The organism is Cryobacterium sp. Y50 (assembly GCF_002929805.1).
Taxonomy (GTDB): domain Bacteria; phylum Actinomycetota; class Actinomycetes; order Actinomycetales; family Microbacteriaceae; genus Cryobacterium.
The window spans coordinates 17,781-39,040 of sequence record NZ_PJJM01000071.1 but is presented as its reverse complement, the minus strand read 5'-3'; the positions used below and the strand labels follow the sequence as shown (position 1 = coordinate 39,040).

The following is a 21,260-nucleotide window of genomic DNA, read 5'->3' as shown; positions in this document are numbered from 1 at the left end:
CGACCACCGGTGGGCGTCGTCGTCACAGGGTTTCGGCACACGCCGAATCTTGACCCTACTTCGGGTGCTACCCATTTGCCCTCAGTGGATGGTACTGGGATTTCGTTGCGAACTACTGGGTTGGGTTTTCAGTTGCGGCGCGCGCTTTTTTGCTCCCGGAGGGATCTCGATCGCTCGCAAGCTCGCGTCTCGATCGGCGAGCGCTTCGCCCCCCATAAGTTCACGGCAGCGGGTTCACCCCGGCCTTCACTAAGAACAGTGCGAGCTGTCGACGGAGGAAGTGGCCCACGGCTACGCCTACGAATGCGCCTGCGTGAGCACACTCTGCGCGAAGTACTTTCGCGCCACGTTCGAGGAGCTCGTCGCCGAAGCGGGAGCGGAACTCGACACCGTCGACCAGGTCGTCATTGGTGATGTCGCGGAGCTCATAGAGCCAGCGGGCAACTGATCGGGTGAGGGCTCGGGCGCTGCTGTTCTTGAGAGGGGCGGCGTCGAGATCCAGAGGCGACAGGGCGGATTTCGTTAACGAGAATTCTGCCCGGATAGCGGCGATGCTGGACGAGTGCGTAACGAAGCAATAGTGGCCACTCTGATCTGCACTTCCAGCGATGCGCTCCTCAAGCAGCCCATGTCCGACCGTTCCGGCGGGCGCGTCGGGATACAACGCAATCTGAGCATCCGGATCGTCGATCTCGTCGAGCTCACTAACGGTAGTCGGATCCGAGCGGAATTAGGCGAGTACCTCCAGGAGGCAGGCCAGCAGGGTCTCGCCGGTGTAGAGCGTGCGAAAGTCGGCCAATTGGTCGTCCCACCGACCGTTGAAGCGCCCCTCATCGGTAGCGTGAGCCCAGTCGGTCCACGCCTATGGGTCTGGCTTGAAGCCGATACGCCACACCCGACTAGGGTTGGTCAGAATCTTTATGGCGGGCGGGGTCATCCGATGAACGCGAATGCCTTGGCGGCAGCCATCACTTCCTGGCCCACTTCGTCGGGGGCGCCCTCGCGGAGCATGCGTGCCGGAGATACATCATTCAGCGTGGGATTCATCCCCTTGAACCAGGACTGCACGGTGACTGCCTCATTGCGCTCTCGCAGGAGGAGCGCGATTTGAAACGCCAGCCGAAGACGGTCAGCGTCGGTGGCGCCGGGTCCGCGAACTCCGGAAGCCCAGTCAGTAACAGGCCGCGTCGATTTCACATTGCCGATGTACGCAACGAGGCGCACGCCCAGGATGTCGCGCAGCTTCACGACTAGCTCAGGCAGGGTGGATCTAACCGCTTCTTCGTATGCGCGAAGGCCCGGCTTCTGGGCGGTTACAATCGGGGTTGCCATGCAGTCAGTCTAACCTCGAAGTGCGAAATCACTGATCTTTTAACGCAAGTTATCGCACAGCTAATCGCACCCAATCTCGGCATCGACGTCTGTCATTTTCCGAGAAGATCAGAGTGGATGCCGCAGCTCCGACGATGCCGCCGCCTACCGCTGGTCGCGGCGCAAGGCCCCTCCGCTGGTCAAGGCGCGAGGCACGGGCGATCGACCAGCCAATAACCATTACAGAGACCTGTCAACTCTGGGATCTCGATCGCTCGCAAGCTCGCGCCTCGATCGGCGAGTGGCCCGAGCGTGCCGAGTACGCACAAGACGGCCGCCACCCGCGTGATTCGCGTGGTGACGGCCGTCTCAAGTGGATGCCTTACGCAACATTCCGACGTCGGGCGGCGACGAGCGCGGCTCCGGCTATGAGCAGCAGTAGGACGGCGAAGCCGAGGGGCGCGGCCGTGAATCCGGTTGTCGCGAGTGCCGTGGTGGCGGAAGCGGCGGTGACGGTCGTGGCGGCATTCGCTGCGGTGTAAGAGAGGTAGGTGACCGTCCCGGTTGCGCTGACCGTGAGGTAGGCGACGCGAGAGATGACCGAGCCGTCAGCGGCTGTGCCCGTCAGGGTTACGGTGTGCTGTCCGGCCGCCAGTCCGGTCGGCAGAATCGCGCTAGCGGTGAACGCTCCGGAGGCGTCGATCGTTCCGCCAGCGAGCAGTACCGGGGTGGAGCGCAGAATGACGGTGTAGTCCGAGCCGACGGCCAGTCCGGCGCCCGACACGGTTACCGGAGCGCCGGCGACGACGTCGCCAACGGCCAGGCCAAGGTCAAGCGACAGGGTCGGCGACGAAGGCGCAACCACATCAGTCAGGGGCCACTTCGCGAACACGGTCACATCGTCGGTCGGGGCGACCGAAAAATCAAACGCCGTCGTGAAGTCTGCCGTGGTGAACCAGCCATCGAATTCTGCGTCCGTAACAGTAGGAGCCACGGCCAGCTGGCCAGCAACCAAGCGCTGCTCAGCAATCGCGTCGTGCCCGGTGACGTCAAACGACACGATCGGGTCGATCACAGTGGTGTAGCCCATCCATGTCGGCGTCGTAAACCCTCCGTCAACGCCGAACTTCGACAGGTAGTGCACCTTCAAGCCCTCAGTGGTGCCCAGCGACGGATTGCCGTTGTCAGTGCCAAAAAGTGTCGGCGCTGCGCCAGCGAAAGTCACCGCTACGACGTGGCCATCCCAGAAGATGTTCTCGCCGATAGTCTCCACCGAGGCTGGAATGGTGATCGCCGTCATCGGGTTGCTGTCGAAGGCCCAAGCGGCAATTTCGATGAGCCCCTCATGCAGGGTGATCGTGCTCAGACCATTCCCAGTGAAAGCTTCTGACCCGATGAATGTCACGGACGCTGGAATGTCGATTGACGAAAACTCACCGCTGTTGCTGAACGCGTAGGCGTCGATGGTCGTCACGAACGCCGGAATGATGATCCCGGTCAAGGAATTCTCCTCGAAGGCCCCCTCGCCAATGGTGACCACGTTCTGGCCAATGGTGACCTCGGTGAGGGCCATCCGGTCAAAGGCATGGTCCTTGATGGCGGTGACCGTGTACGTCGTGCCTGTTTCTTCGACCGTGTCGGGAATCACAACGATCTTTTCCGACCCGGTGTAGTCAATGGCGGTAATCGTTAGGTCGTCAGCGCTTGCACCGTAGACGATGCCGTTTGCGGCGGTGAATCCCGTCGTTGCGGCCTGCGCCGGAGCGGCGATCAGCGCGACCGAGCTGGCGACGAGCAGGCCGACAACGGATGCCGCCACCACCCGCTTCGATACCCCTTGCGAAAAAGAAAAAGCTACAGACACTGCGACCTCCAAGTAGGGGACCATGCCGACTCGACCACCAGTGGGCATCGTCGTCACAGGGTTTCGGCACACGCCGACTTTTGACCCTACTTCGGGTGCCACCCACTTGCCCACTTTTGCACTACTGGGATTTCTGTTGTGGCACTACTCTGATGGATTATTATATTTTGTGCACCTGATCAGCGGATGCGCCCGCCCGAGGCGCGAGGCCCGCGCTGGTCGAGGCGCGAGGTATGAGCGATCGACCTGTGACGGAGGGATCTCGATCGCTCGCAAGCTCGCGCCTCGATCGGCGAGCCACTCGTGCCTCGCCAAGGCGCCGACACGGCCGTGGTCGGAATGGAATCCGATGAGGAACGCGTGGAGGGGCTGCTCTACCGCACCCCGAAAGGCGCCGCCATCATGATGTACGAAACCGAAAATGCCGGTACCGCGGCGAACATCGCGATCGGTTTCGACACCGACGATATCGAAGCCGAGGTCGTCGTGCTGCGCGGTCGGGGCGTCACCGCCGAGGAATTCTATTTTCCGGGATTGAAGACCGAGAACGGCATCGCGACGACCAACGAAGATCGTGCGGCTTGGTTCAAGGACACCGAGGGCAATATCCTCTGGGTGTCGCATACCGTCTCTTGCGGTAGCCACCCGCGTCGGGAGCGCGAGGACTCCGCGAATTCAACCGTCCAAGACTGACCTGGCCGTGACCTGAATCAGCCGTGGCGCGGCCACACGAGCGGATGACCGCGCCCGAAACGGGCACGCGCTACGCCGGTTACCGTAGCGCGTGCCCGTTTCGGGCGCGCTGGCGAAGAATCGACCGGCCATGGAGTCCCCGGCCGCCCCACCGACCAGATCTGCTGGGAAGGCAACTGCTCGCCGCATCCGCTGATGTGATTGTGCTAAACCAAAACGACCTATCGTTGGTGCATGGTGAAACCGCGCGGCTGGCTCGAATGGGAGGCCGAACAGGCCCGCGACTGGATCTATCGGCCCCAGGCCGGTGACGATAAGTACTCGCGCGGCGTTCTCGGCGTGCGCACCGGCTCCAAGGACTACCCGGGAGCCGCGGTGCTCGGCGTCGATGCGGCCGTGCGCACCGGCCTCGGTATGGTGCGCTACCTCGGACCGCGCCGCGCCCAAGACCTCGTGCTCGCGCGCCGCCCCGAGATCGTGACCGTGCCCGGTCGGGTCCAGGCGTGGCTGCTCGGCTCCGGCATTAACGCGTCAACGAGAACGGATGCCGTCACCACCGCCCTCGAACAAGCCCTCGCCGAGGGCTTGCCCACCGTGATCGATGCTGGCGCCCTCGACCTGGTGTCGCGCGCGATCGGGCCGACCGTGATCACCCCGCACGCCGGCGAACTGGCGGCGATGCTCGCGGACGAGGCCAAGCCGGGCTCGGCCTCGCAGATCGCTGCCAATCCGGGGGAGTGGGCCATTCGCGCCGCGCGACTGTTCGACGTGACGGTGCTGCTGAAGGGCGCCGTCACCCACATTGCCTCTCCGGCGGGCGCCCGTCTGACCGTGTCGACCGGGCCGGCCTGGCTCGCCACGGCCGGGTCCGGTGACGTGCTCGGCGGAATTCTCGGGGCGCTGCTGGCGACCCATTTTGACCAACTCGAAGCGGATGCCGCCTCCCTCGCTCCGCTCGCCGCCACCGCAGCGCTCCTGCACGCGGAAGCCGCGAACCTAGCCTCCGCCGGGGGTCCGATTGCAGCCCTCGACGTGGCCGACGCCGTGCCGCGGGCCGTCGCAGCCTTTCTCGACTCCGGCATCGCGCCAGGGGCTCGCTCCACCTCATAGCGCTGGCGCAGCGCGCTACGACCGAGGTGCCCGCGCGGCGACCGAGCCGCTTGCTGCGGCGACCATGCCGCGGGTTGGCGACCACTCCGCAGACTGAACGCGGCGCGCCAGAGGCGAAGGCGGGCGACAAACTCCCCGGTAGGCGGCCCGCGCGGCGCGGCGCGCCCTCCGGCTGTGCAAAGGTAAAGCGTGCGAATTTACGACGAGCCCCACAGGGCAACCGACGCGTGGCCTGCGTGGCCGGTGCTGCGGCATTCGCTCGCCGCGCTGTGGTCGACGTTCGTGCTCGTGCATCTACTGCTGATCACTCTGGCCTTGTTCGGGCCGGGGTATCCGCTCGGTGATGTCGAAGTGGTTTACCGGCGCTGGGCCGAGAACGCCATGGCCGGCAATATCGCAGGCATCACTGAGAATTTCGTCTACCCGCTGCTTGCGCTCGTACCCATCGTCGGCGCGCTCGCCCTCGACGGCCCGGCCTATCTCGGTACCTGGTTCGTACTCGCGACCGGAATGAACGCCGGAGCATTTTTCGTGCTCGTGCGCTCGCATCGGCCCGCGGCGTGGTGGTGGCTCATCTTTCTGGCCCTGCTCGGCCCCATTGCGCTCCTGCGCATCGATGCGGTCACGGTGCCGCTCGGCATCGTCGCCCTGCTGTGGCTGCGACGCCGTCCGCTCTGGGGCACCGTGCTGCTGACCATTGCGACCTGGATCAAGATCTGGCCGGTTGCCGCCCTCGCCGCCCTATTCGTGGCGTCCAAACTGCGTTGGCGGATGCTCGGGGTTGCGGCCGTCGTTACTGCGGCGGTCGTCGCCGTGGCCGGGGCGCTCAGCCTCAGCCGAGGCAGTAGCCTCCACGTGCTGAGTTTCGTGGGCGAGCAGGCGGGTCGGGGGATCCAGATCGAATCGCCCATCGCTGTGCCGTGGCTGTGGCAGGCCGTACTCAATGTGCCCGGCAGCTTCATCTACTACGACCAGCAAATTCTCACCTTTCAGGTCGCCGGCGCTGGCACCGCCGCCGCAAGCGCCGCGATGACTCCGCTGCTCGCGCTCGCCGCCGCCACAGTGCTGCTGCTGGGAGTGCGGGCCCAACGCCGGGGAGTCGGCTGGTTGGCGGTCTTTCCGCCGCTGACCCTCGCCCTCACCGTGACCCTCATCGCTGTCAATAAGGTGGGGTCGCCGCAGTTCATCAGTTGGCTTGCCGCACCGATCATTCTCGGGCTCGTGCTGAACGAGCGCGGCTGGCGCACGGCGGCGCTGCTCGGGCTCGCGCTCGCCGCCCTCACCCAGCTGGTGTACCCGTACCTGTACGACTGGCTGCTGGTGGCCCATCCCCTCATGATTCTCGTGCTGACCATGCGCAACCTGCTCGAATTCGTGCTGCTCGGCTGGGCGCTCTTCACGCTGCACCGGCTGGGCAGGTCAGGCCAGCCCGCTCGCGACCGTTTCACCGAGAGACCACTCACCGAGAAATCACTCACCATGAAATCACTCACCTAGGGAGCCCATCATGCTCGTAGCATTCTCTGTCGCACCGTCCGTCGCCGCCGACTCGCAGGGGTCCGTGCACGATGCGGTTGCCGCCGCAGTGCGCATCGTCCGCGAATCTGGACTGCCCAATCACACCGACTCCATGTTCACCACCATCGAGGGTGACTGGGATGAAGTTTTCGCCGTGATCAAGGCAGCGACCGAGGCGGTGGGCGCCTTCGGCCCGCGCGTTTCCCTCGTGCTGAAGGCAGACATCCGCCCCGGCCACGCCGGCGAACTGACCGGCAAAGTCGAGCGTCTGGAGACCGCTCTTAATGCCTGATCCGCACGCAAGGTGCCGTTAGCCCGCTCGATCACACTCGAGGTGGCATCTCGTGCGCACGACGGGGTAGGGACACCTGTGAGAGTCACGCCACCAGCGATATCCTCGTGAGACCGGAATCACCCGTGCGAGCGGGCCGGGGCTTAGGCTTGTTGCATGCCCCTCACTCCTGACGGGTCGACGCAGCTGTCGTCGACCCGTATTCGTCTTGCCTTGCTCGCCCTTGCCCTGGGCGGGTTCGGCATCGGCGCGACGGAATTCGTTGCCATGGGTCTGCTGCCGAACCTGGCCGCCGACCTACTGCCAGGTCTCTATGCCGCGGCGCCGGATGCCGCCAACGCACAGGTCGGCTGGCTGATTTCGGCTTACGCCCTCGGAGTCGTCGTCGGAGCGCCTACGATCGCGACCGCTGCGGCCCGCTGGCCGCGCAAACAACTACTGTTGGCCCTGCTGACCGCGTTCACGCTCGGCACGATCGCCTCGGCCCTGCTGCCGACCTTTGAGACCGTTCTAGTTGCCCGCTTCGTAGCCGGGCTGCCGCACGGTGCCTACTTCGGCATCGCCTCGCTTGTCGCCGCCCGCCTGATGGGTCCGGGTAAACGGGCGCGTGGCATCGCCATCGTGCTCTCCGGTCTGACCATCTCCAACGTCATCGGGGTGCCCACGATCACCTGGATCGGTCAGGTGAGCGGATGGCGTATCGCCTACCTCGTCGTCGCCGCGATCTTCGCGCTCACCTTCGTGGCCGTCGCCATGTTCGTGCCGTTCCAGGCTGGCAACCCCAAGGCCACCATGCGCGCCGAGCTGCGAGCATTCAGCCAATTGCAGGTCTGGATCACGCTCTCGATCGGTGCGATCGGCTTCGGCGGCCTGTTCGCGGTCTACACCTATGTCGCCCCGCTGGTGATCGAAATCACCGGGCTCACTGCCGCAACGGTACCGCTCATTCTCGTTGTTGTCGGCCTCGGCATGACGGCCGGCAACTTCGCCGGGGGAGCGCTGGCCGACTGGAGCGTGCGCCGCACCATGTACATCTCGTTCGGCGTGCTCATCGCGGCGCTCGTCACACTCGGCCTGTCGGCGCAGTCGCTCGTCGGTTTGGTGATCGGCATGTTCTTTATCGGTGCAGCGGCATCCGCTCTCTCGCCGACCATTCAAGCCCGACTGATGGACGTCGCGCGCGAAAGCCAGTCGCTCGCGGCGGCTCTCAACCATTCCTCGCTCAACGTCGGTAACGCCCTCGGCGCGGCCCTCGGTGGCGTGGCTATCGCCGCTGGACTCGGCTACCTCGCCCCGGTCTGGATCGGCGTTGCCCTGAGCGCGCTCGGCGTGCTGCTGACCCTGCTCACCTTCATCATCGACCGTCGGCGCCGCTTGCGCGGCCAGCACGTGCCCTACGGCACGCAGCTGATCCCCGTCGTTCGCAAGGGCTAATGTCGGCGCGTGCCCGTCGGCATCCACTTAATCGAAGCCGCGTTAACGAACGAACCGGCCCGCATTACGAAAAATGGGGCCGGTCGGCAACACGAAGGTCAGTCCGTTTGCAGCAGGATGCCGTCGTGGATGGCGCGTTTGCGCAGCGCGACCTTGGTACCCACGTCGTATCCGGCTAAGCGGTACTTCTCGCGAATGCGCTTCAGGTAGCTCTTGGCGGTCTCCTCGGAGATGCCGAGTTGGTAGGCGACGGCCTTCACCGGCTCACCAGCGCCGTAGAGCGCCATGACGCGGCGTTCCTGGGCGCTGAGGCGGGGACCTTCGACGTTCTCAGTCGAGTTGAGCGCGTAGTCGAGCTCCGCGGAGATGTAGGACTTGCCGTTGTAAGCGGCACGAATGGCATCGACAATCATGCTCGCTTCCTCGCTCTTCACGAGGTAGCCAAGGGCGCCGGCGGCGAGGGCTTCGCGCACGAGAGCCGGCTCGGAGTAGGTGCTCATGAGCACCGTCTTCACTCCGGTCGTCTTGAGCGTAGAAATCTTCAGGGACACCGGAATGTTGTCCTTGAGATCGAGGTCGAGCAGCACGACGTCCACCGGAAACTCGCGGTGGGTCAGCAACTCGGGCCAGGTTGTCACCGCCGCGACCATCTCGATGTCGTCAGCGGCGCTTCGAATCCACTCGGTGAGCGCCCCCAAGAGCATCCTGTGGTCGTCGACAAGGGCCAAGCGGATGGGACGGGGTGTCGTCGTCATGTGTTGCCTCCTACTGTGTGCACCTTATCGTCTATATCCCCAATACTAGGCATCAGCTGGATTGTCCACACTGCACTCGATGTCTACGCGTAAGCTTCCGGCCCGATTGGAGTCCACGTGTGGACCAAGCGCAGAAATCGCCTGCCAGGTTTCGGGATCGACACGCCGCCGCGATACCCCAGTTGTGGTTAATTTCATCGGAAAACGCACCTGGTGATGCAGCCCCACCCCATGTGTGGGGGCAATCGGTCCGAACCGCAGTGAAACGGATGCCCCCGATCGCTGGGTATCCCCGATCAGCAGCCAAATCGTCAGGAGCAGCCCTTCGCGTTGGGTCGGCGACAACAGCCCGGCGAGCCCGGTCGGGTCGCTCAGGGCAACGACGGGGCCTAGAAACTCACTCTCCGTGATCGCGTGGTGCAGCCAGGTTTCGGTGCGGCCCTCGATCAGGTGCAGGCGCAACTGGGTGGCGAGCGACGCAGCGGTTGTGGCCGTCGACGCGGCCAACGGAAGCGCTGTCCGTCCCTGGGCCACATCGTCGAGCAGGGTCTCCGCATCGAGGTCGAGCCGGGCCAGCTGCTCCGAGGCGAGCATGCCGACCGCAAATCGCGGCTGGGACACGGTGCTCTGCACGAGCACGAGGTCGAGCTCGCGCTGGACCATGCGCCGAAACGCTTGCACAATGCTCGCGCCGACCACCGGTGGTACCACCGCAAGGGCGACCCCGAGAATATCTGGTCCCAGCGTCAGCACGTCGCTGCGGGCTTCGAACAGGGTCGCAGCGCCCATGAAGACACCGAGGGCGAGCGCTGCCAGGGTGATATCGCGAGATTCCCTCAGGGTCGCAATCGTCAGCAGAAAGGCGCCAACGGCTGGGGCAGCGGTGGGAAAGGCCGCCGTTCCCGGAATTCCGATGGATCCGGCCAGGTCGAGGGCGACCACGATCGCGCAGAGGCCGAGGGCGAGTAGAAACAGCCACATGGGCAAGCGTGAGGAGAGCTCGTGGACTGCCAGGTTCACCCCGACCGCGATTGCGGCTAGTAACAGCCAGGCCACAATACTCAGTGTGGGCGTGGGGGCCTGGCCCCACTCGACCACTAGCCGCGCAATCAGAAAAACGGCGATGACGGCCCCACTGATGCTCATCCCGATACCGAGGTGGCGGGCGCCCAAACCGTTTTGATCAGAACCGAAAACGGTGAAATGACCGTCACCACGCAGGCTCGATCGCGGAAACCGCAGCGGCGACAGCGCAGCCCTGGTCGTCTGGCCAGCGGATGATGTCGGCCAGCTTCGCTCGTCCGGCCCGCCCAGCAGGCGCGCACCCACACCGCGCGTGCGAACGGTATCAATGGGTGCGGTGTCGCTCAGTGGACTCATTTGGGAACCTCAAGAACAACCGTCGTTCCGGCACCCGGCGAGGAAAACAGACGAGCGTTGCCCCCCGCGTCACGCAGCCGGGCAACGACCGATTCGGCGACGCCGAGCCGTTCCGATCCGACCTGTCCAAGGTCGAAGCCGACCCCGGTGTCGGTGACCATCGCGCGAATGGTGGCGTCGTCATCCGTTATCGTCACGTCGGCATGGTCGACCCCGGAGTGGCGGCGCACGTTTTCGAGACACTCAGAGAGGGCGAGCAGAAAAGAATCGAGCACGTTGCTGGGCAACTGCACCTGCCCACTGCCGTGCCAGTTGACGGTCAGACCGATCCGCTCGAAGCGCCGACGCACTGCGTCGAGCGTGTCGCCGAGGGTCAGCAGCGAGGCTGGTTCGAGGGTATACCCGCCGGAACGGCTCGGCATCGGCAGGCCGCCGAGCCGCAATTGACGCAGTAGTCGGGCGTCGTCGCCGGCCTGTTTCTGCAGGGCCGCTGGGCTCACTCCGACCCCGGAATGGGCCAGCAGGGTCAGTGTCGCGAGTACGGTGTCGTGCAGCAACCGGGCGTCCTGTCGGCGTTGCGCCTCGAGCTCGCTGGCGTGCCGTTCGGCGCGGTAGGCACGCCCGATCGCGGCGATGCGGTGCATCACCCGAGGGACGCTCTGCGCGATCCACCAGGAAGCCAAAGTGAAGGAAAACCACATGGCCACCGTCAGGGTGAGCAGGATGACGCGGTCGGGGGCGCCTACCGTGACGACGGCAACGGTCGCGACGGTCAGCACGAAGAAGGAGCCGAGCATCAGCAGCCGACGCGCGCTCGTGATCAGTACCGCCGCGATCGCGCACATCGGCGCGGTCGCCACCATGCCGATCACGCTTTCCTCGATCAGGTTGGGAGGAACTCCGGGGTGGCTCGCGAAACCCACGATCAGGATCGTTCCTTCCCCGCAGAGCACAATGAGCACCGCCCAGCGCAGGGCGCCCGTGCTGCCGAGCAGGTACTGCGCGGCAGCGAGCAGCAGGATGAGCGCCACCGCCGCAATGCGCGCGTCCCCGGCAACGCCACCGGGTACGAACAAGCATGCCAGCGTCGTGGCCGAGCCGGTCAGCCCGGCCGCCTGCACCGCTCTGCGAAGGAGCCGGTCGCGCTCCTTGATAATGCGTTGCATGGGTGCCTGTCTGGTGAGAGATGAACATGTCTATCTGCACCATACCGGGCGGGACCCAGAGACAGTTTTTCCCTAGTCCAACAGCCGCCGTATTTGGGCGCCGATCGCTTCGTTCTCAATGAGGAAGCCATCGTGACCATACCCGGATTCCAGTACCACAGCGGTGGGGCCATCGATATTGTACGGCAGGTGCGCGGCGATGGTGCGTTGGCCATCGACCGGAAACAGCCGGTCACTGTCGATACCGACGACAACGGACCGGGCGGTAACCCGGCTAAGGGCGGTCGCCACACCGCCGCGGCCGCGGCCTACGTCGTGGGAATTCATGGCTTCGACCAGCACGATGTAGCTGTTGGCATCGAAGCGCCTGGTGAATTTATTCCCGTGAAAGTCGAGATACGATTCTACGGCGAAGCGGCCGTTGGCGCCGAGCGGACTAATACCGCTCTGCCAGCCACGGTCGAAGCGTGCGTTGAGTTCGGCTGGGCTGCGGTAGTTCAACAGGGCCATACGGCGGGCGAGGGCCAGCCCGCGCGTCGGTCCGTCACCATCTGCTTCATCGTAGTAATCACCGCCCCGAAATGCCGGGTCGGTACGAATCGCCTCGATCTGCACCGAGTTGAGGGCGATCTGATCGGCCGTGGTGATCGGCGGCGCGGCCAAAAGGATCAGACGCTCGACCCGCTCGGGGGTGGTGATCGCCCATTCCAGGGCGTGCATGCCGCCCATTGACCCGCCGATGACGGCCGCCCAGCGGCCGATGCCGAGCTGGTCGCTGAAAACGCGCTGCGCGCTGACCTGGTCGCGAATGGTGAGATAGGGAAAACGGATGCCCCACTCGAGACCGTCCGGAGCCAGCGAAGCCGGCCCGGTGCTGCCCTGGCAGCCGCCGAGCATGTTCGGCGCCACGACGAACCACCGGTCGGTGTCGATGGCGAGGCCTGGTCCGACGATGCCGTCCCACCAGCCGCCGGTCTCCTGGCCGGGACCGGGGGCGCCGGCCAGGTGGCTGTCGCCGGTGAGCGCGTGCAGCACGAGCACGGCATTGTCGCCGGCCGGGTTGAGGGTGCCCCAAGTCTCGTAGGCGAGACGTACCCGGGGGAGGCTGCCGCCGGCCTCGAAAGTCAGCCGGCCGAGATTGGCGAACTGTCGGTTGCCCACCGGGTCACCGTCGCGCCAGGCGCCGGTCGCCGGAGGCTTGCCACGTACCGAGCGCGCCTGGGCTTCGGTGATAAAGCTCGACGGGACCGTGTCTGCTGATGATTGCCATTCCATACCCGTCCATTCTGTCGGTCGAATGGACGGCCCGGGCGCATGTTACGTTGTGCGCCCGGGCGAAGGAAGCGGGTCAGGCGTCGGCGCGGTCGCGCTTGACGACGGCGCGAGCGGCGGCGAGGCCGGCCTCGAGGTCGGCTTTCAGATCGACGACGTTCTCGATGCCGACCGAGAGCCGCACCAGGCCCGGCGTGACGCCGGCTGTGAGCTGCTGCTCCGGGCTCAGTTGGGAGTGCGTGGTTGAGGCCGGGTGAATGACCAGAGAACGCACGTCGCCGATGTTGGCGAGATGGCTGAACAGACTCAGGCTGTCGACGAGGGCCCGGCCGGCTGCGACTCCGCCCTTGAGCTCGAACGACAGCACCGCTCCGACGCCGAGCGGCGCGAACTTGTTGGCGGCCGCGTACCACGGGCTCGAGGGGAGTCCGGCGTAGTTCACCGAGGCGATGTCGTCGTGGTTGTCGAGCCACTCGGCGATTTCCTGGGCATTCTGCACGTGGCGTTCGATTCGCAGGCTGAGCGTCTCTATGCCCTGGATCAGCTGCCAGGCGCTCGCCGGGGCGATGGCGCTTCCAAGGTCACGCAGCAGCTGCACGCGGGCCTTGATGACGTAGGCAATGCCATCGCCGACCGCGTTGGTGTAGCTCGCGCCGTGGTACGAGGGGTCGGGTTCGGTCAGGCCGGGGAACTTCTCTACGTTCTTCGACCACTCGAACTTGCCACCGTCGACGAGCACCCCGCCGATGATGGCGCCGTGGCCGCCGAGAAACTTCGTCGCCGAGTGCACGATGATGTCGGCGCCGTGCTCGAACGGGCGAATCAGGTATGGCGTCGCGATCGTGTTGTCGACGATCAGCGGGATGCCGGCGGCGTGGGCGATATCGGCAACCAGCGTGATGTCAAGCACGTTGATGCGCGGGTTGCCGATGGTTTCGGCGAAGAACAGCTTGGTGTTCGGGCGAACCGCGCGCTGCCACTCTGCCGCGTCATCCTGGTCTTCGACGAAGGTGGTTTCGATGCCGAGCTTAGCCAGGGTGTACTTGAACAGGTTGTAAGTGCCACCGTAGATCGAGCTCGACGAGACGATGTGGTCGCCGGCCTGGGCGATGTTCAACACCGCAAAAGTGGATGCCGACTGGCCGGAGGACAACAGTAGCGCTGCTGTGCCTCCCTCGAGTGCGGCGACGCGCTCCTCGACGACGGCCTGGGTAGGGTTCTGGATGCGGGTGTAGATGTTGCCGAATTCGGCCAGCGCGAACAGGTTCTGGGCGTGCTCGGCACTGTTGAAGACATACGAGGTGGTCTGGTAGATCGGCGTCGCCCGAGCGTTGGTGGTCGGGTCCGGGTGCGCTCCGGTGTGAACCTGCTTGGTCTCAAACTTCCACGATGAAGAATTGTCGGTCACGATGGCCTCCGGATCACTCGGCGCGGACTGTCCGGCGCTCTGGCCCGATCATAAGGAGGCCCGCATGGCCGTGCAACAGGCAGCGAAACACAACGTCATGTTGTGCGGGCGGCTACTTGCGATCGAGCTGCGGCAGCACGATCGTTCCGGTCGGTGTGGCCGCCGTCGACCGGAACAGCCACCGCGCCCTCGGCTCAACCAGGGGCCGAAACAGCCGTCGTACGACGGACATCGACAGCACGATTGAGATGGCGATGCTCAGCGCGAGCATGCCCGGCAATACCCAACCCGGCTGTGGGCCATCGAGCACACCCATCTCGCGCAGCGGGTACAGCACCACTGTGTGGAGTAGGTAGACATACATCGTCGCCGCGCCTCCCGCGGTGAACCAGGTCGTGCGCCGCGGAATCAGCAGGAGAAACGCCACGATGAGTGCGAAAGCGAGCAGCATGACGGCCAAACGGATTCCGCCGGCCCAAAACTCGGAATACTCAAACGTCGCGTACGCCTCGTCGTAGAGCAGAAAGCGGCGCACTTGCAGGGTGCGCAGCGTGTCGATGTTGAGCCCGATCAGCAGATAGAGCAGGGCGAACAGCCCGAGTGCCCCGGTTCGCCAGCGCCAGACCAGGCCAGCACGGAGCTCGAGCCAGTTGTCGGTCAACAGCCATTGGCGCAGCTTCCAGCCGAACACGAAAAACGGCAGCAGCCCGAGGGTGCGGGAGAGGGTGAACGTTCCGTCGATATTCGGCAGGTAGCCGGCCCCGATCGAGATGATGATGCTGATGAGGAGGGGATAGCGCAGCACCACGAGGTAGGGCAGGGCAATGCGCCAGACCAGCAGCGCAAGCAGAAACCATAGGGTCCAGCTCGCGGTGGAATAGTCCAGCACGAACTTGCCGCCGAGAATCCAGCGAAGCACCGTCCAGATCGTCTCGAAGATGACGTACGGAAAAATGATGTCGGTGAGTAGCCGGTGCATCTGGCGCGCGTCGGGCGAACCCGACTTGGCGAAATACCCGCTGACGGCCACGAAAACCGGCACGTGGAAGGCGTAGATGAACAGGTATAGCGCGTACGCGACATCCGCTTCGCCGATGAGTTTGAGGATCGCGTGGCCCATCACCACGAGGGTGACCGCGATCCAGCGCGCGTTGTCCCAGAGGGGAACGCGACGCTTCTGCGGGTGAGTAGTGGCGGTGCCCAATGCGCTCATTGAACCCATTCTCCCGCCACAATGGAGAAATGAGTACTCGAAGAGTGGTTGTGACCGGAGCAAGTTCGGGAATCGGAGCGGCGACCGTGCGCCTGTTCCGGGAGCACGGGTGGAATGTGGTGGGTGTCGCACGGCGTGCTGACCGCCTGGCTGCGCTGCAGACCGAGACAGGAGCGGATGCCTTCACCGCGGACCTGACGATGCAAACGGATGTCGACGCCCTGCGTGACTACCTCGCCGCCAGCGGCCCGGTGCACGCCCTCGTCAACAACGCCGGCGGCGCCAAGGGACTCGACACGGTCGAGGCCGGCAGCATCGAAGACTGGGCCTGGATGTTCGAGATCAACGTGCTTGCCGTCAAACGGGTCACCACGGCCATCCTGCCGCTGCTGCGCGCCGGTATCGACTCCGGGGCGGGGTCGGCCGATATCGTCACCGTCACCTCAATTGCCGGGCACGTTGCCTATCTCGGCGGCGGCGGCTACAACGCGGCCAAGTTCGCCGCGCACGCGATGACCGAAGTGTTGCGTCTCGAGCTCTCCGGCGAGCCGATTCGGGTCATCGAGATCGCACCGGGCATGGTCAAAACGGATGAGTTCGGTCTGGTTCGCTTCAACGGTGACGCCGACAAGGCATTCGCGGCCTACGACAACGTGCCAGATCCGCTGTCGGCGGAGGACATCGCGGAGACCATCGTGTCGAGCGTTGAGCGCCCGGCGCACGTGAACCTCGACCTGATCGTGATCAAGCCGGTCGCCCAGGCGGCACCGACCCGCATCGCCCGTGGCCCGCTCAAAGTACGCGAGTAGTCCAGTCGGGCCGGCTCGCCAGAGCGTTCCAGCCACACGGGAATTACGCCAATTCGCGGAACTTGCGCCGGTGCGCGGGAGTCCGATAACCAGCCAACGCGAGCGGGCCTGCGGCCCGCACCATCCGCTGATCGAGCCCGCCGAGATCGACAGCGTACAAAGGGACAGCTCCGACGGAAGGTGAGCACAGCAATACGGGCCGGACAGGATACGAATCCTGGCCGGCCCGTTCGTGTCACTGCGTGCGGTTAGTGCTCCACGGCCTTCTCGGCGCCGTGACCGGTGAGCGAACGCACCGACATTTCGGCGGCGAGCTTCGGGCTCTCCTTGACGGTGCTGGTGACCGATCCGAGCCAGCCCAGGAAGAACCCGAGCGGAATCGAGATGATGCCCGGGTTGCTCAGCGGGAAGATCGCGAAGTCGACGCCTGCACCGAACATCGAGGTGTCCGTGCCCGAGAACACCGGTGAGAAGACGATCAGGAGCACGGCTGACAACAGTCCGCCGTACATGCTCCAGACCGCGCCGCGAGTGGTGAAGCCACGCCAGAACAGGGAGTAGAGAATGGTCGGCAGGTTGGCGCTCGCCGCGACGGCGAAGGCCAGTGCTACCAGGAAGGCGATGTTCTGGCCCTGCACCCCGATGCCGCCGGCGATGGCGAGAACACCGATCACGATGACGGTACGACGTGCGACCTTGACCTCGTCGTCGGGGTTTCCCTTCCCCTTTTTGATGACGGAACCGTAGATGTCGTGTGCGAAGCTCGTTGCCGCCGTGATGGTGATTCCGGCCACCACGGCCAGGATCGTCGCGAAGGCGATGGCTGAGATGAAGCCGAGCAGCAGCGGACCGCCGAGTTCGAGCGCGAGCAGCGGGGCTGCCGAGTTCACTCCGCCGGGGGCGGCGAGTACCCGGTCTGCACCGACGAGCCAGGCCGCGCCGAAGCCGAGCACGAGAGTGAAGATGTAGAACGCACCGATGAGCCAGATCGCCCAGACGACCGAGCGGCGAGCTTCTTTTGCGGTGGGAACCGTGTAGAAGCGCATGAGCACGTGGGGCAGGCCGGCGGTTCCGAGTACCAGGGCGAGGGCGAGAGAAATGAAGTCGAGCGGGTTAGCGCCATACTTTAGTCCCGGTGCGAGGATTTCGGCGCCGAAGGCCGATTCGGCAACCGCGCTGTCGAGCAGTGAAGACAGGTTGAAGCCGTTGAGGGCGAGAACCCAGATGCTCATGGCGAGCGCACCAATGATGAGCAGGAACGCCTTGACGATCTGCACCCAGGTGGTGCCCTTCATTCCGCCGACCAGCACGTAGACAATCATCAGAGCGCCGACGACGGTGACGACGGTCGACTGGCCGAGCTTGTCGTTGATGCCGAGGAGCAGCGAGACGAGTCCGCCGGCTCCGGCCATCTGGGCGAGCAGGTAGAAGAAGCAGACGGCCAGGGTGGTTGTGGCCGCTGCCACGCGCACGGGGCCCTGCCTCAACCGGAAGGACAGCACATCGGCCATGGTGAATTTGCCGGTGTTGCGCATGAGCTCTGCAACGAGCAGCAGGGCCACGAGCCAGGCGACGAGGAATCCGATCGAGTACATGAACCCGTCGTAACCACTGATCGCGATGGCGCCGACGATGCCCAGGAACGACGCCGCCGAGAGGTAGTCGCCGGCGATGGCGAAGCCGTTCTGCGGTCCGGTGAACGAGCGGCCACCGGTGTAGTAGTCGGCGGCGGACTTGTTGTTGCGGCCCGAACGAATCACGATGATGAGGGTCACCGCGACGAACGCCAGAAAGATCGAGATGTTCAAGACCGGGTTGTTCTGATCGGTTTCGACCGTGGTGGCCAGGAGGTGCAGTGCGTTCATCGCTGTTCCATCCGCTCGAGTTCAAGGCGAAGTTCTTCAGTGCGGGGGTCGATCTTGCGGTTGGCAAAGGTCACGTAGGTCATCGTGATGGCGAAGGTCGTGACGAACTGACCCAGGCCGAGGAGCAGCCCGATGTTGATGCTGCCGAAGACCGGCGTCGCCATAAAGTCATGCAGGTAGGCGGCCGCGAGCACGTAGGCGATGTACCAGACAAAAAAGAAGATTGCCATTGGTACGACGAACCTGTTGCGGGCGCGCTTCAAGGCGAGAAAACGGGGGGTTTTTTCAAATGCCTCGTAGTCGATGATGGACTTCGGTGGGGCGTCTTTCACTGCTTCACTCATGGGGCCTCCTTGCCTCGGGAACGAAAAATAGGGGTTTCGGGAAAAATTTGGGGTGCACGGTGGGCATTAGTCTCGATCGGTGGTTTACAAGACGGATGCTGTCAGCGCTTGCTTGAGATCGTCGAGAACGGTGGGGTCTTCTATGGTGGGGGGAACGGAATATTCTTCACCGTCGACGATCTGTCGAATGGTCTTACGAAGAATCTTGCCCGACCGCGTTTTGGGCAGTCGGTCGAGTATGGTGACGTCGCGAAACGCTGCGACGGGGCCGATGTGCTCCCGAACCAGGGCGACGAGTTGGGCGGTAAGGGTGTCGTGGTCGAACGTAATCCCTGCCTTGAGGGTGACGAATCCGGCGGCGCGCTGGCCCTTGACGGCATCGTGTACCCCGAGCACTGCGCACTCGGCGACGGCAGGGTGCAGGGCGAGGACCTCTTCGAGCGACCCGGTGGAGAGTCGGTGTCCGGCCACGTTGATCACATCGTCGGTGCGGCCCATCACGAACAGGTAGCCGTCGGCGTCGAAATGGCCGGAGTCGCCGGTGGCGTAGTAGCCAGGGAAGGCGGTGAGGTACGAACTCGCAAACCGTTCGGCGCTGCCCCAGACGCCTTGCAAAGTTCCCGGAGGTAGCGGAAGCCGAATGGCGATGTTGCCGTCCTCGCCGATCTTGTCGATTGGCCGGCCCCTGGAATCCAGGATGGCGATGTCGTACCCGGGCACCGGAACGGTGGCCGAACCCGGCTTGGTCGGCAATTCTTCAATGCCGAGCAGGTTGGCGCAGATCGCCCACCCGGTCTCGGTCTGCCACCAGTGGTCGATGACCGGGCAGTGCAGTCCGTCGTTGGCCCAGTGGAAGGTTTCGGGGTCGAGCCGTTCGCCGGCCAGAAATAGGCTGGTCAGGCTCGACACGTCGTGGTTCTTCAGCTCGAGCAGGTCGGGGTCGACGCGACGGATGGCCCGAATGGCGGTCGGTGCGGTGAACAGAACCTTCACTTTGTAGTCGTCGACCACGCGCCAGAAGGCGCCGGCATCCGGTGTGCCGATCGGCTTGCCCTCATAGATGACCGTGGTCGCGCCCGCCAGGAGCGGCGCGTAGACGATGTAGGAGTGTCCGACGACCCAGCCGACGTCGGACGCGGCCCAGTAGACGTCGCCCGGTCCCACATCGTAGATGTTGCGCATCGACCAATTCAGGGCGACGGCGTGGCCGCCGTTATCGCGGATGATGCCCTTGGGCTTACCGGTCGTACCGGAAGTGTAGAGGATGTACAGCGGGTCCTCGGAGCGCAGGGCTACCGGATCGGCCGGCGCGGCCTTGGCCTCTTCGTCTGCCCAGTCGAGCCAGGCGGCATCCGTTTCTGAACGGTTCTGGTAGTCAGCAGCGGAACCGGGGATGCTGTCCCGATCGCGCACAATCACGGTGTGCACCGAACCTTGGCTCAGAGCGATGGCCTTGTCGACGAGTGGCAGGTATTCGACCGCGCGGCCAGGCTCCAGGCCGCCGGATGCTGTGACAATGACACTCGGGCGGGCATCGTCAATGCGCACGGCCAGTTCGGTTGCGGCGAAACCACCGAACACTACTGAGTGCACCGCGCCGATGCGGGCGCAGGCGAGCATGGCGACAACGGCCTCGGGAATCATCGGCAGGTAGATGACGACGCGGTCGCCGGCGCCAACGCCGTTGGCGCGGAGCACGCCGGCGAACCTGGCGACGCGGCCGAGCAGTTCGAGGTAGCTGAGCTTGACCCGGGTGCCGGTCATGGCAGAGTCATAGATCAGCGCGGTGTGGGCGCCGCGGCCGGCCAGCACGTGACGGTCGAGTGCGTTGTAGCTGGTATTGAGCGTGCCGCCGGGAAACCAGCTGCCGGTCGCTGGGCCGTCGGGAGCGAGCGCCAGACGGGGCTGCGTGATCCAATCGATGCCCTCGGCCGCCTCAAGCCAGAAGGCTTCCGTCGACGAAATGCTGCGTCGCCACGCCTCCCGGTAGCTTGCACCTGATTCGCCGTTCATGTCCACCTTCTTCATTGAAGACCTTCTGTATACAAAGAGTGGTTGAAGTATTGCATATAACCCGGCAATGTGGAATAGGATTGCGATTGTGTATACAGAAACCGCAATGTTGGGGTTGGACGTACCGCTCCGCGCCAGTGAACGGGCGTACCGTCAGCTGCGCGGGGAGATTCTCAACGGGCTCCTCGCTCCCGGCGCCGCCCTGCTCGAAGTCGAACAAGCCGAACGTATCGGCGTCTCGCGTACCCCGCTGCGTGAGGCTGTGGCCCGATTGATCGCCGACGGCCTTGTTGTCGGGCGGCGCGGGCGCGGCTTTGAGGTGACCGACATCTCCGTCGACAGCATCTTCGAACTCTATGAGTTGCGCCAGGCACTCGAGGTGCAGGCCATTCGTCTGGCGGCCACTCGCCGGGAGCCCACAGTGTTCATCGAACTGCGCAAGGCTTTCGTCAGCGCCCCGGAGCTTCTCGACCAAGGCGACGCCGGAGTGCACCGGTACTACTTGATGATCGACGAACTCGAAGATGCCGTCGATGCCGCCGTCGAAAACCCCTTCCTCGTCGGCGCCTTGCGCGCCGTGCGCACGCACTTGGCCCGAATCCGTCGCCTCGCTCGGAGAAATCCGCTGCGGCTCCGTGCCGCAGCGGCGGAGCATTTGCTGATTATCGACGCCATTATCGCCGGCGACCCATCGCTGGCGGCCCATGCCACCCATATTCATCTTCACCAGAGCCTTGTGAGCGTTCTCGCGGCGATTGATGAGGATTCAGCCGCAGTAGTCGAATAACGACTCCGGCCAACCAACGAAGGGAT

General features: G+C 64.6%; 19 protein-coding genes and 1 pseudogene. 8 read left to right on the top strand and 12 right to left on the bottom strand.

Annotated elements, in window-relative coordinates:
- Positions 1–313: 313 nt before the first annotated feature.
- Positions 314–448: a hypothetical protein gene (locus tag CXY73_RS23170; protein ID WP_255411354.1), complete on the top strand. Its 135-nt coding sequence runs from the start codon at positions 314–316 to the stop codon at positions 446–448.
- Positions 449–730: 282 nt separating this feature from the next.
- Here the strand turns inward: CXY73_RS23170 and CXY73_RS23430 are convergent.
- From CXY73_RS23430 to CXY73_RS04165, 3 genes and pseudogenes are all read right to left on the bottom strand, one after another.
- A pseudogene (locus CXY73_RS23430) lies at positions 731–847 on the bottom strand (RES domain-containing protein); the annotation flags it as partial.
- Between the two features lie 86 nt (positions 848–933).
- A complete protein-coding gene (locus CXY73_RS04170; RefSeq protein WP_104134547.1) occupies positions 934–1,332 on the bottom strand; it encodes a hypothetical protein in 399 nt (132 codons plus the stop codon).
- A 361-nt stretch (positions 1,333–1,693) separates the two neighbouring features.
- Complete coding sequence (locus CXY73_RS04165; protein WP_158254019.1) at positions 1,694–3,175, bottom strand: leucine-rich repeat protein; 1,482 nt, start codon at positions 3,173–3,175, stop codon at positions 1,694–1,696.
- Between the two features lie 303 nt (positions 3,176–3,478).
- Between CXY73_RS04165 and CXY73_RS04160 the strand changes: the two genes are divergently transcribed.
- The 5 genes from CXY73_RS04160 to CXY73_RS04140 all read left to right on the top strand — a co-directional run bounded on the left by CXY73_RS04160 (position 3,479) and on the right by CXY73_RS04140 (position 8,222).
- A complete protein-coding gene (locus CXY73_RS04160) occupies positions 3,479–3,868 on the top strand; it encodes a VOC family protein (RefSeq protein ID WP_104176922.1) in 390 nt (129 codons plus the stop codon).
- Between the two features lie 234 nt (positions 3,869–4,102).
- Positions 4,103–4,978 (top strand): ADP/ATP-dependent (S)-NAD(P)H-hydrate dehydratase, encoded by an 876-nt coding sequence (locus CXY73_RS04155; protein WP_104134544.1) that lies wholly within the window; start codon positions 4,103–4,105, stop codon positions 4,976–4,978.
- 189 nt (positions 4,979–5,167) lie between these two features.
- A complete protein-coding gene (locus tag CXY73_RS04150) occupies positions 5,168–6,475 on the top strand; it encodes a hypothetical protein (protein ID WP_233198130.1) in 1,308 nt (435 codons plus the stop codon).
- Positions 6,476–6,485: 10 nt separating this feature from the next.
- Positions 6,486–6,788 (top strand): thiamine-binding protein, encoded by a 303-nt coding sequence (locus tag CXY73_RS04145; protein WP_104134542.1) that lies wholly within the window; start codon positions 6,486–6,488, stop codon positions 6,786–6,788.
- A gap of 156 nt (positions 6,789–6,944) precedes the next feature.
- The gene (locus CXY73_RS04140) at positions 6,945–8,222 is read left to right on the top strand and encodes an MFS transporter (protein ID WP_104176920.1); all 1,278 of its coding nucleotides are present in this window, start codon (positions 6,945–6,947) and stop codon (positions 8,220–8,222) included.
- Between the two features lie 98 nt (positions 8,223–8,320).
- On the opposite strand, the gene CXY73_RS04135 is transcribed toward CXY73_RS04140, so the two are convergent.
- The 6 genes from CXY73_RS04135 to CXY73_RS04110 all read right to left on the bottom strand — a co-directional run bounded on the left by CXY73_RS04135 (position 8,321) and on the right by CXY73_RS04110 (position 15,416).
- On the bottom strand, positions 8,321–8,977 hold the full coding sequence (locus CXY73_RS04135) for a response regulator transcription factor (RefSeq protein ID WP_104134540.1): 657 nt from the start codon (positions 8,975–8,977) through the stop codon (positions 8,321–8,323).
- Between the two features lie 45 nt (positions 8,978–9,022).
- The gene (locus CXY73_RS04130) at positions 9,023–10,357 is read right to left on the bottom strand and encodes a hypothetical protein (protein WP_104176919.1); all 1,335 of its coding nucleotides are present in this window, start codon (positions 10,355–10,357) and stop codon (positions 9,023–9,025) included.
- Positions 10,354–11,523, bottom strand: a complete 1,170-nt coding sequence (locus CXY73_RS04125; RefSeq protein WP_104134538.1) for a sensor histidine kinase — start codon at positions 11,521–11,523, stop codon at positions 10,354–10,356. Before CXY73_RS04125 ends, CXY73_RS04130 begins: the two co-directional genes overlap by 4 nt.
- Before the next feature lie 72 nt (positions 11,524–11,595).
- Positions 11,596–12,798 (bottom strand): homoserine O-acetyltransferase, encoded by a 1,203-nt coding sequence (locus CXY73_RS04120; RefSeq protein ID WP_104176918.1) that lies wholly within the window; start codon positions 12,796–12,798, stop codon positions 11,596–11,598.
- A 73-nt stretch (positions 12,799–12,871) separates the two neighbouring features.
- The gene (locus CXY73_RS04115) at positions 12,872–14,203 is read right to left on the bottom strand and encodes a bifunctional o-acetylhomoserine/o-acetylserine sulfhydrylase (RefSeq protein ID WP_104134536.1); all 1,332 of its coding nucleotides are present in this window, start codon (positions 14,201–14,203) and stop codon (positions 12,872–12,874) included.
- A gap of 112 nt (positions 14,204–14,315) precedes the next feature.
- Positions 14,316–15,416 carry an acyltransferase family protein gene (locus CXY73_RS04110; protein ID WP_233198129.1) on the bottom strand — a complete coding sequence of 367 codons (1,101 nt, stop codon included), beginning with the start codon at positions 15,414–15,416 and terminating at the stop codon, positions 14,316–14,318.
- 29 nt (positions 15,417–15,445) lie between these two features.
- Here CXY73_RS04110 and CXY73_RS04105 point away from each other — a divergent pair, with 29 nt between their 5' ends.
- A complete protein-coding gene (locus CXY73_RS04105) occupies positions 15,446–16,225 on the top strand; it encodes an SDR family NAD(P)-dependent oxidoreductase (protein WP_199185281.1) in 780 nt (259 codons plus the stop codon).
- Between the two features lie 248 nt (positions 16,226–16,473).
- Here the strand turns inward: CXY73_RS04105 and CXY73_RS04100 are convergent, their stop codons facing one another.
- From CXY73_RS04100 to CXY73_RS04090, 3 genes are all read right to left on the bottom strand, one after another.
- The gene (locus CXY73_RS04100; RefSeq protein WP_104176916.1) at positions 16,474–18,090 is read right to left on the bottom strand and encodes a cation acetate symporter; all 1,617 of its coding nucleotides are present in this window, start codon (positions 18,088–18,090) and stop codon (positions 16,474–16,476) included.
- A complete protein-coding gene (locus tag CXY73_RS04095; protein ID WP_104176915.1) occupies positions 18,087–18,434 on the bottom strand; it encodes a DUF485 domain-containing protein in 348 nt (115 codons plus the stop codon). Before CXY73_RS04095 ends, CXY73_RS04100 begins: the two co-directional genes overlap by 4 nt.
- An 84-nt stretch (positions 18,435–18,518) precedes the next feature.
- Positions 18,519–20,447: an acetate--CoA ligase gene (locus tag CXY73_RS04090; RefSeq protein WP_104176926.1), complete on the bottom strand. Its 1,929-nt coding sequence runs from the start codon at positions 20,445–20,447 to the stop codon at positions 18,519–18,521.
- 88 nt (positions 20,448–20,535) lie between these two features.
- Here CXY73_RS04090 and CXY73_RS04085 point away from each other — a divergent pair, with 88 nt between their 5' ends.
- On the top strand, positions 20,536–21,234 hold the full coding sequence (locus tag CXY73_RS04085) for a GntR family transcriptional regulator (RefSeq protein WP_368665857.1): 699 nt from the start codon (positions 20,536–20,538) through the stop codon (positions 21,232–21,234).
- Positions 21,235–21,260: the final 26 nt, after the last annotated feature.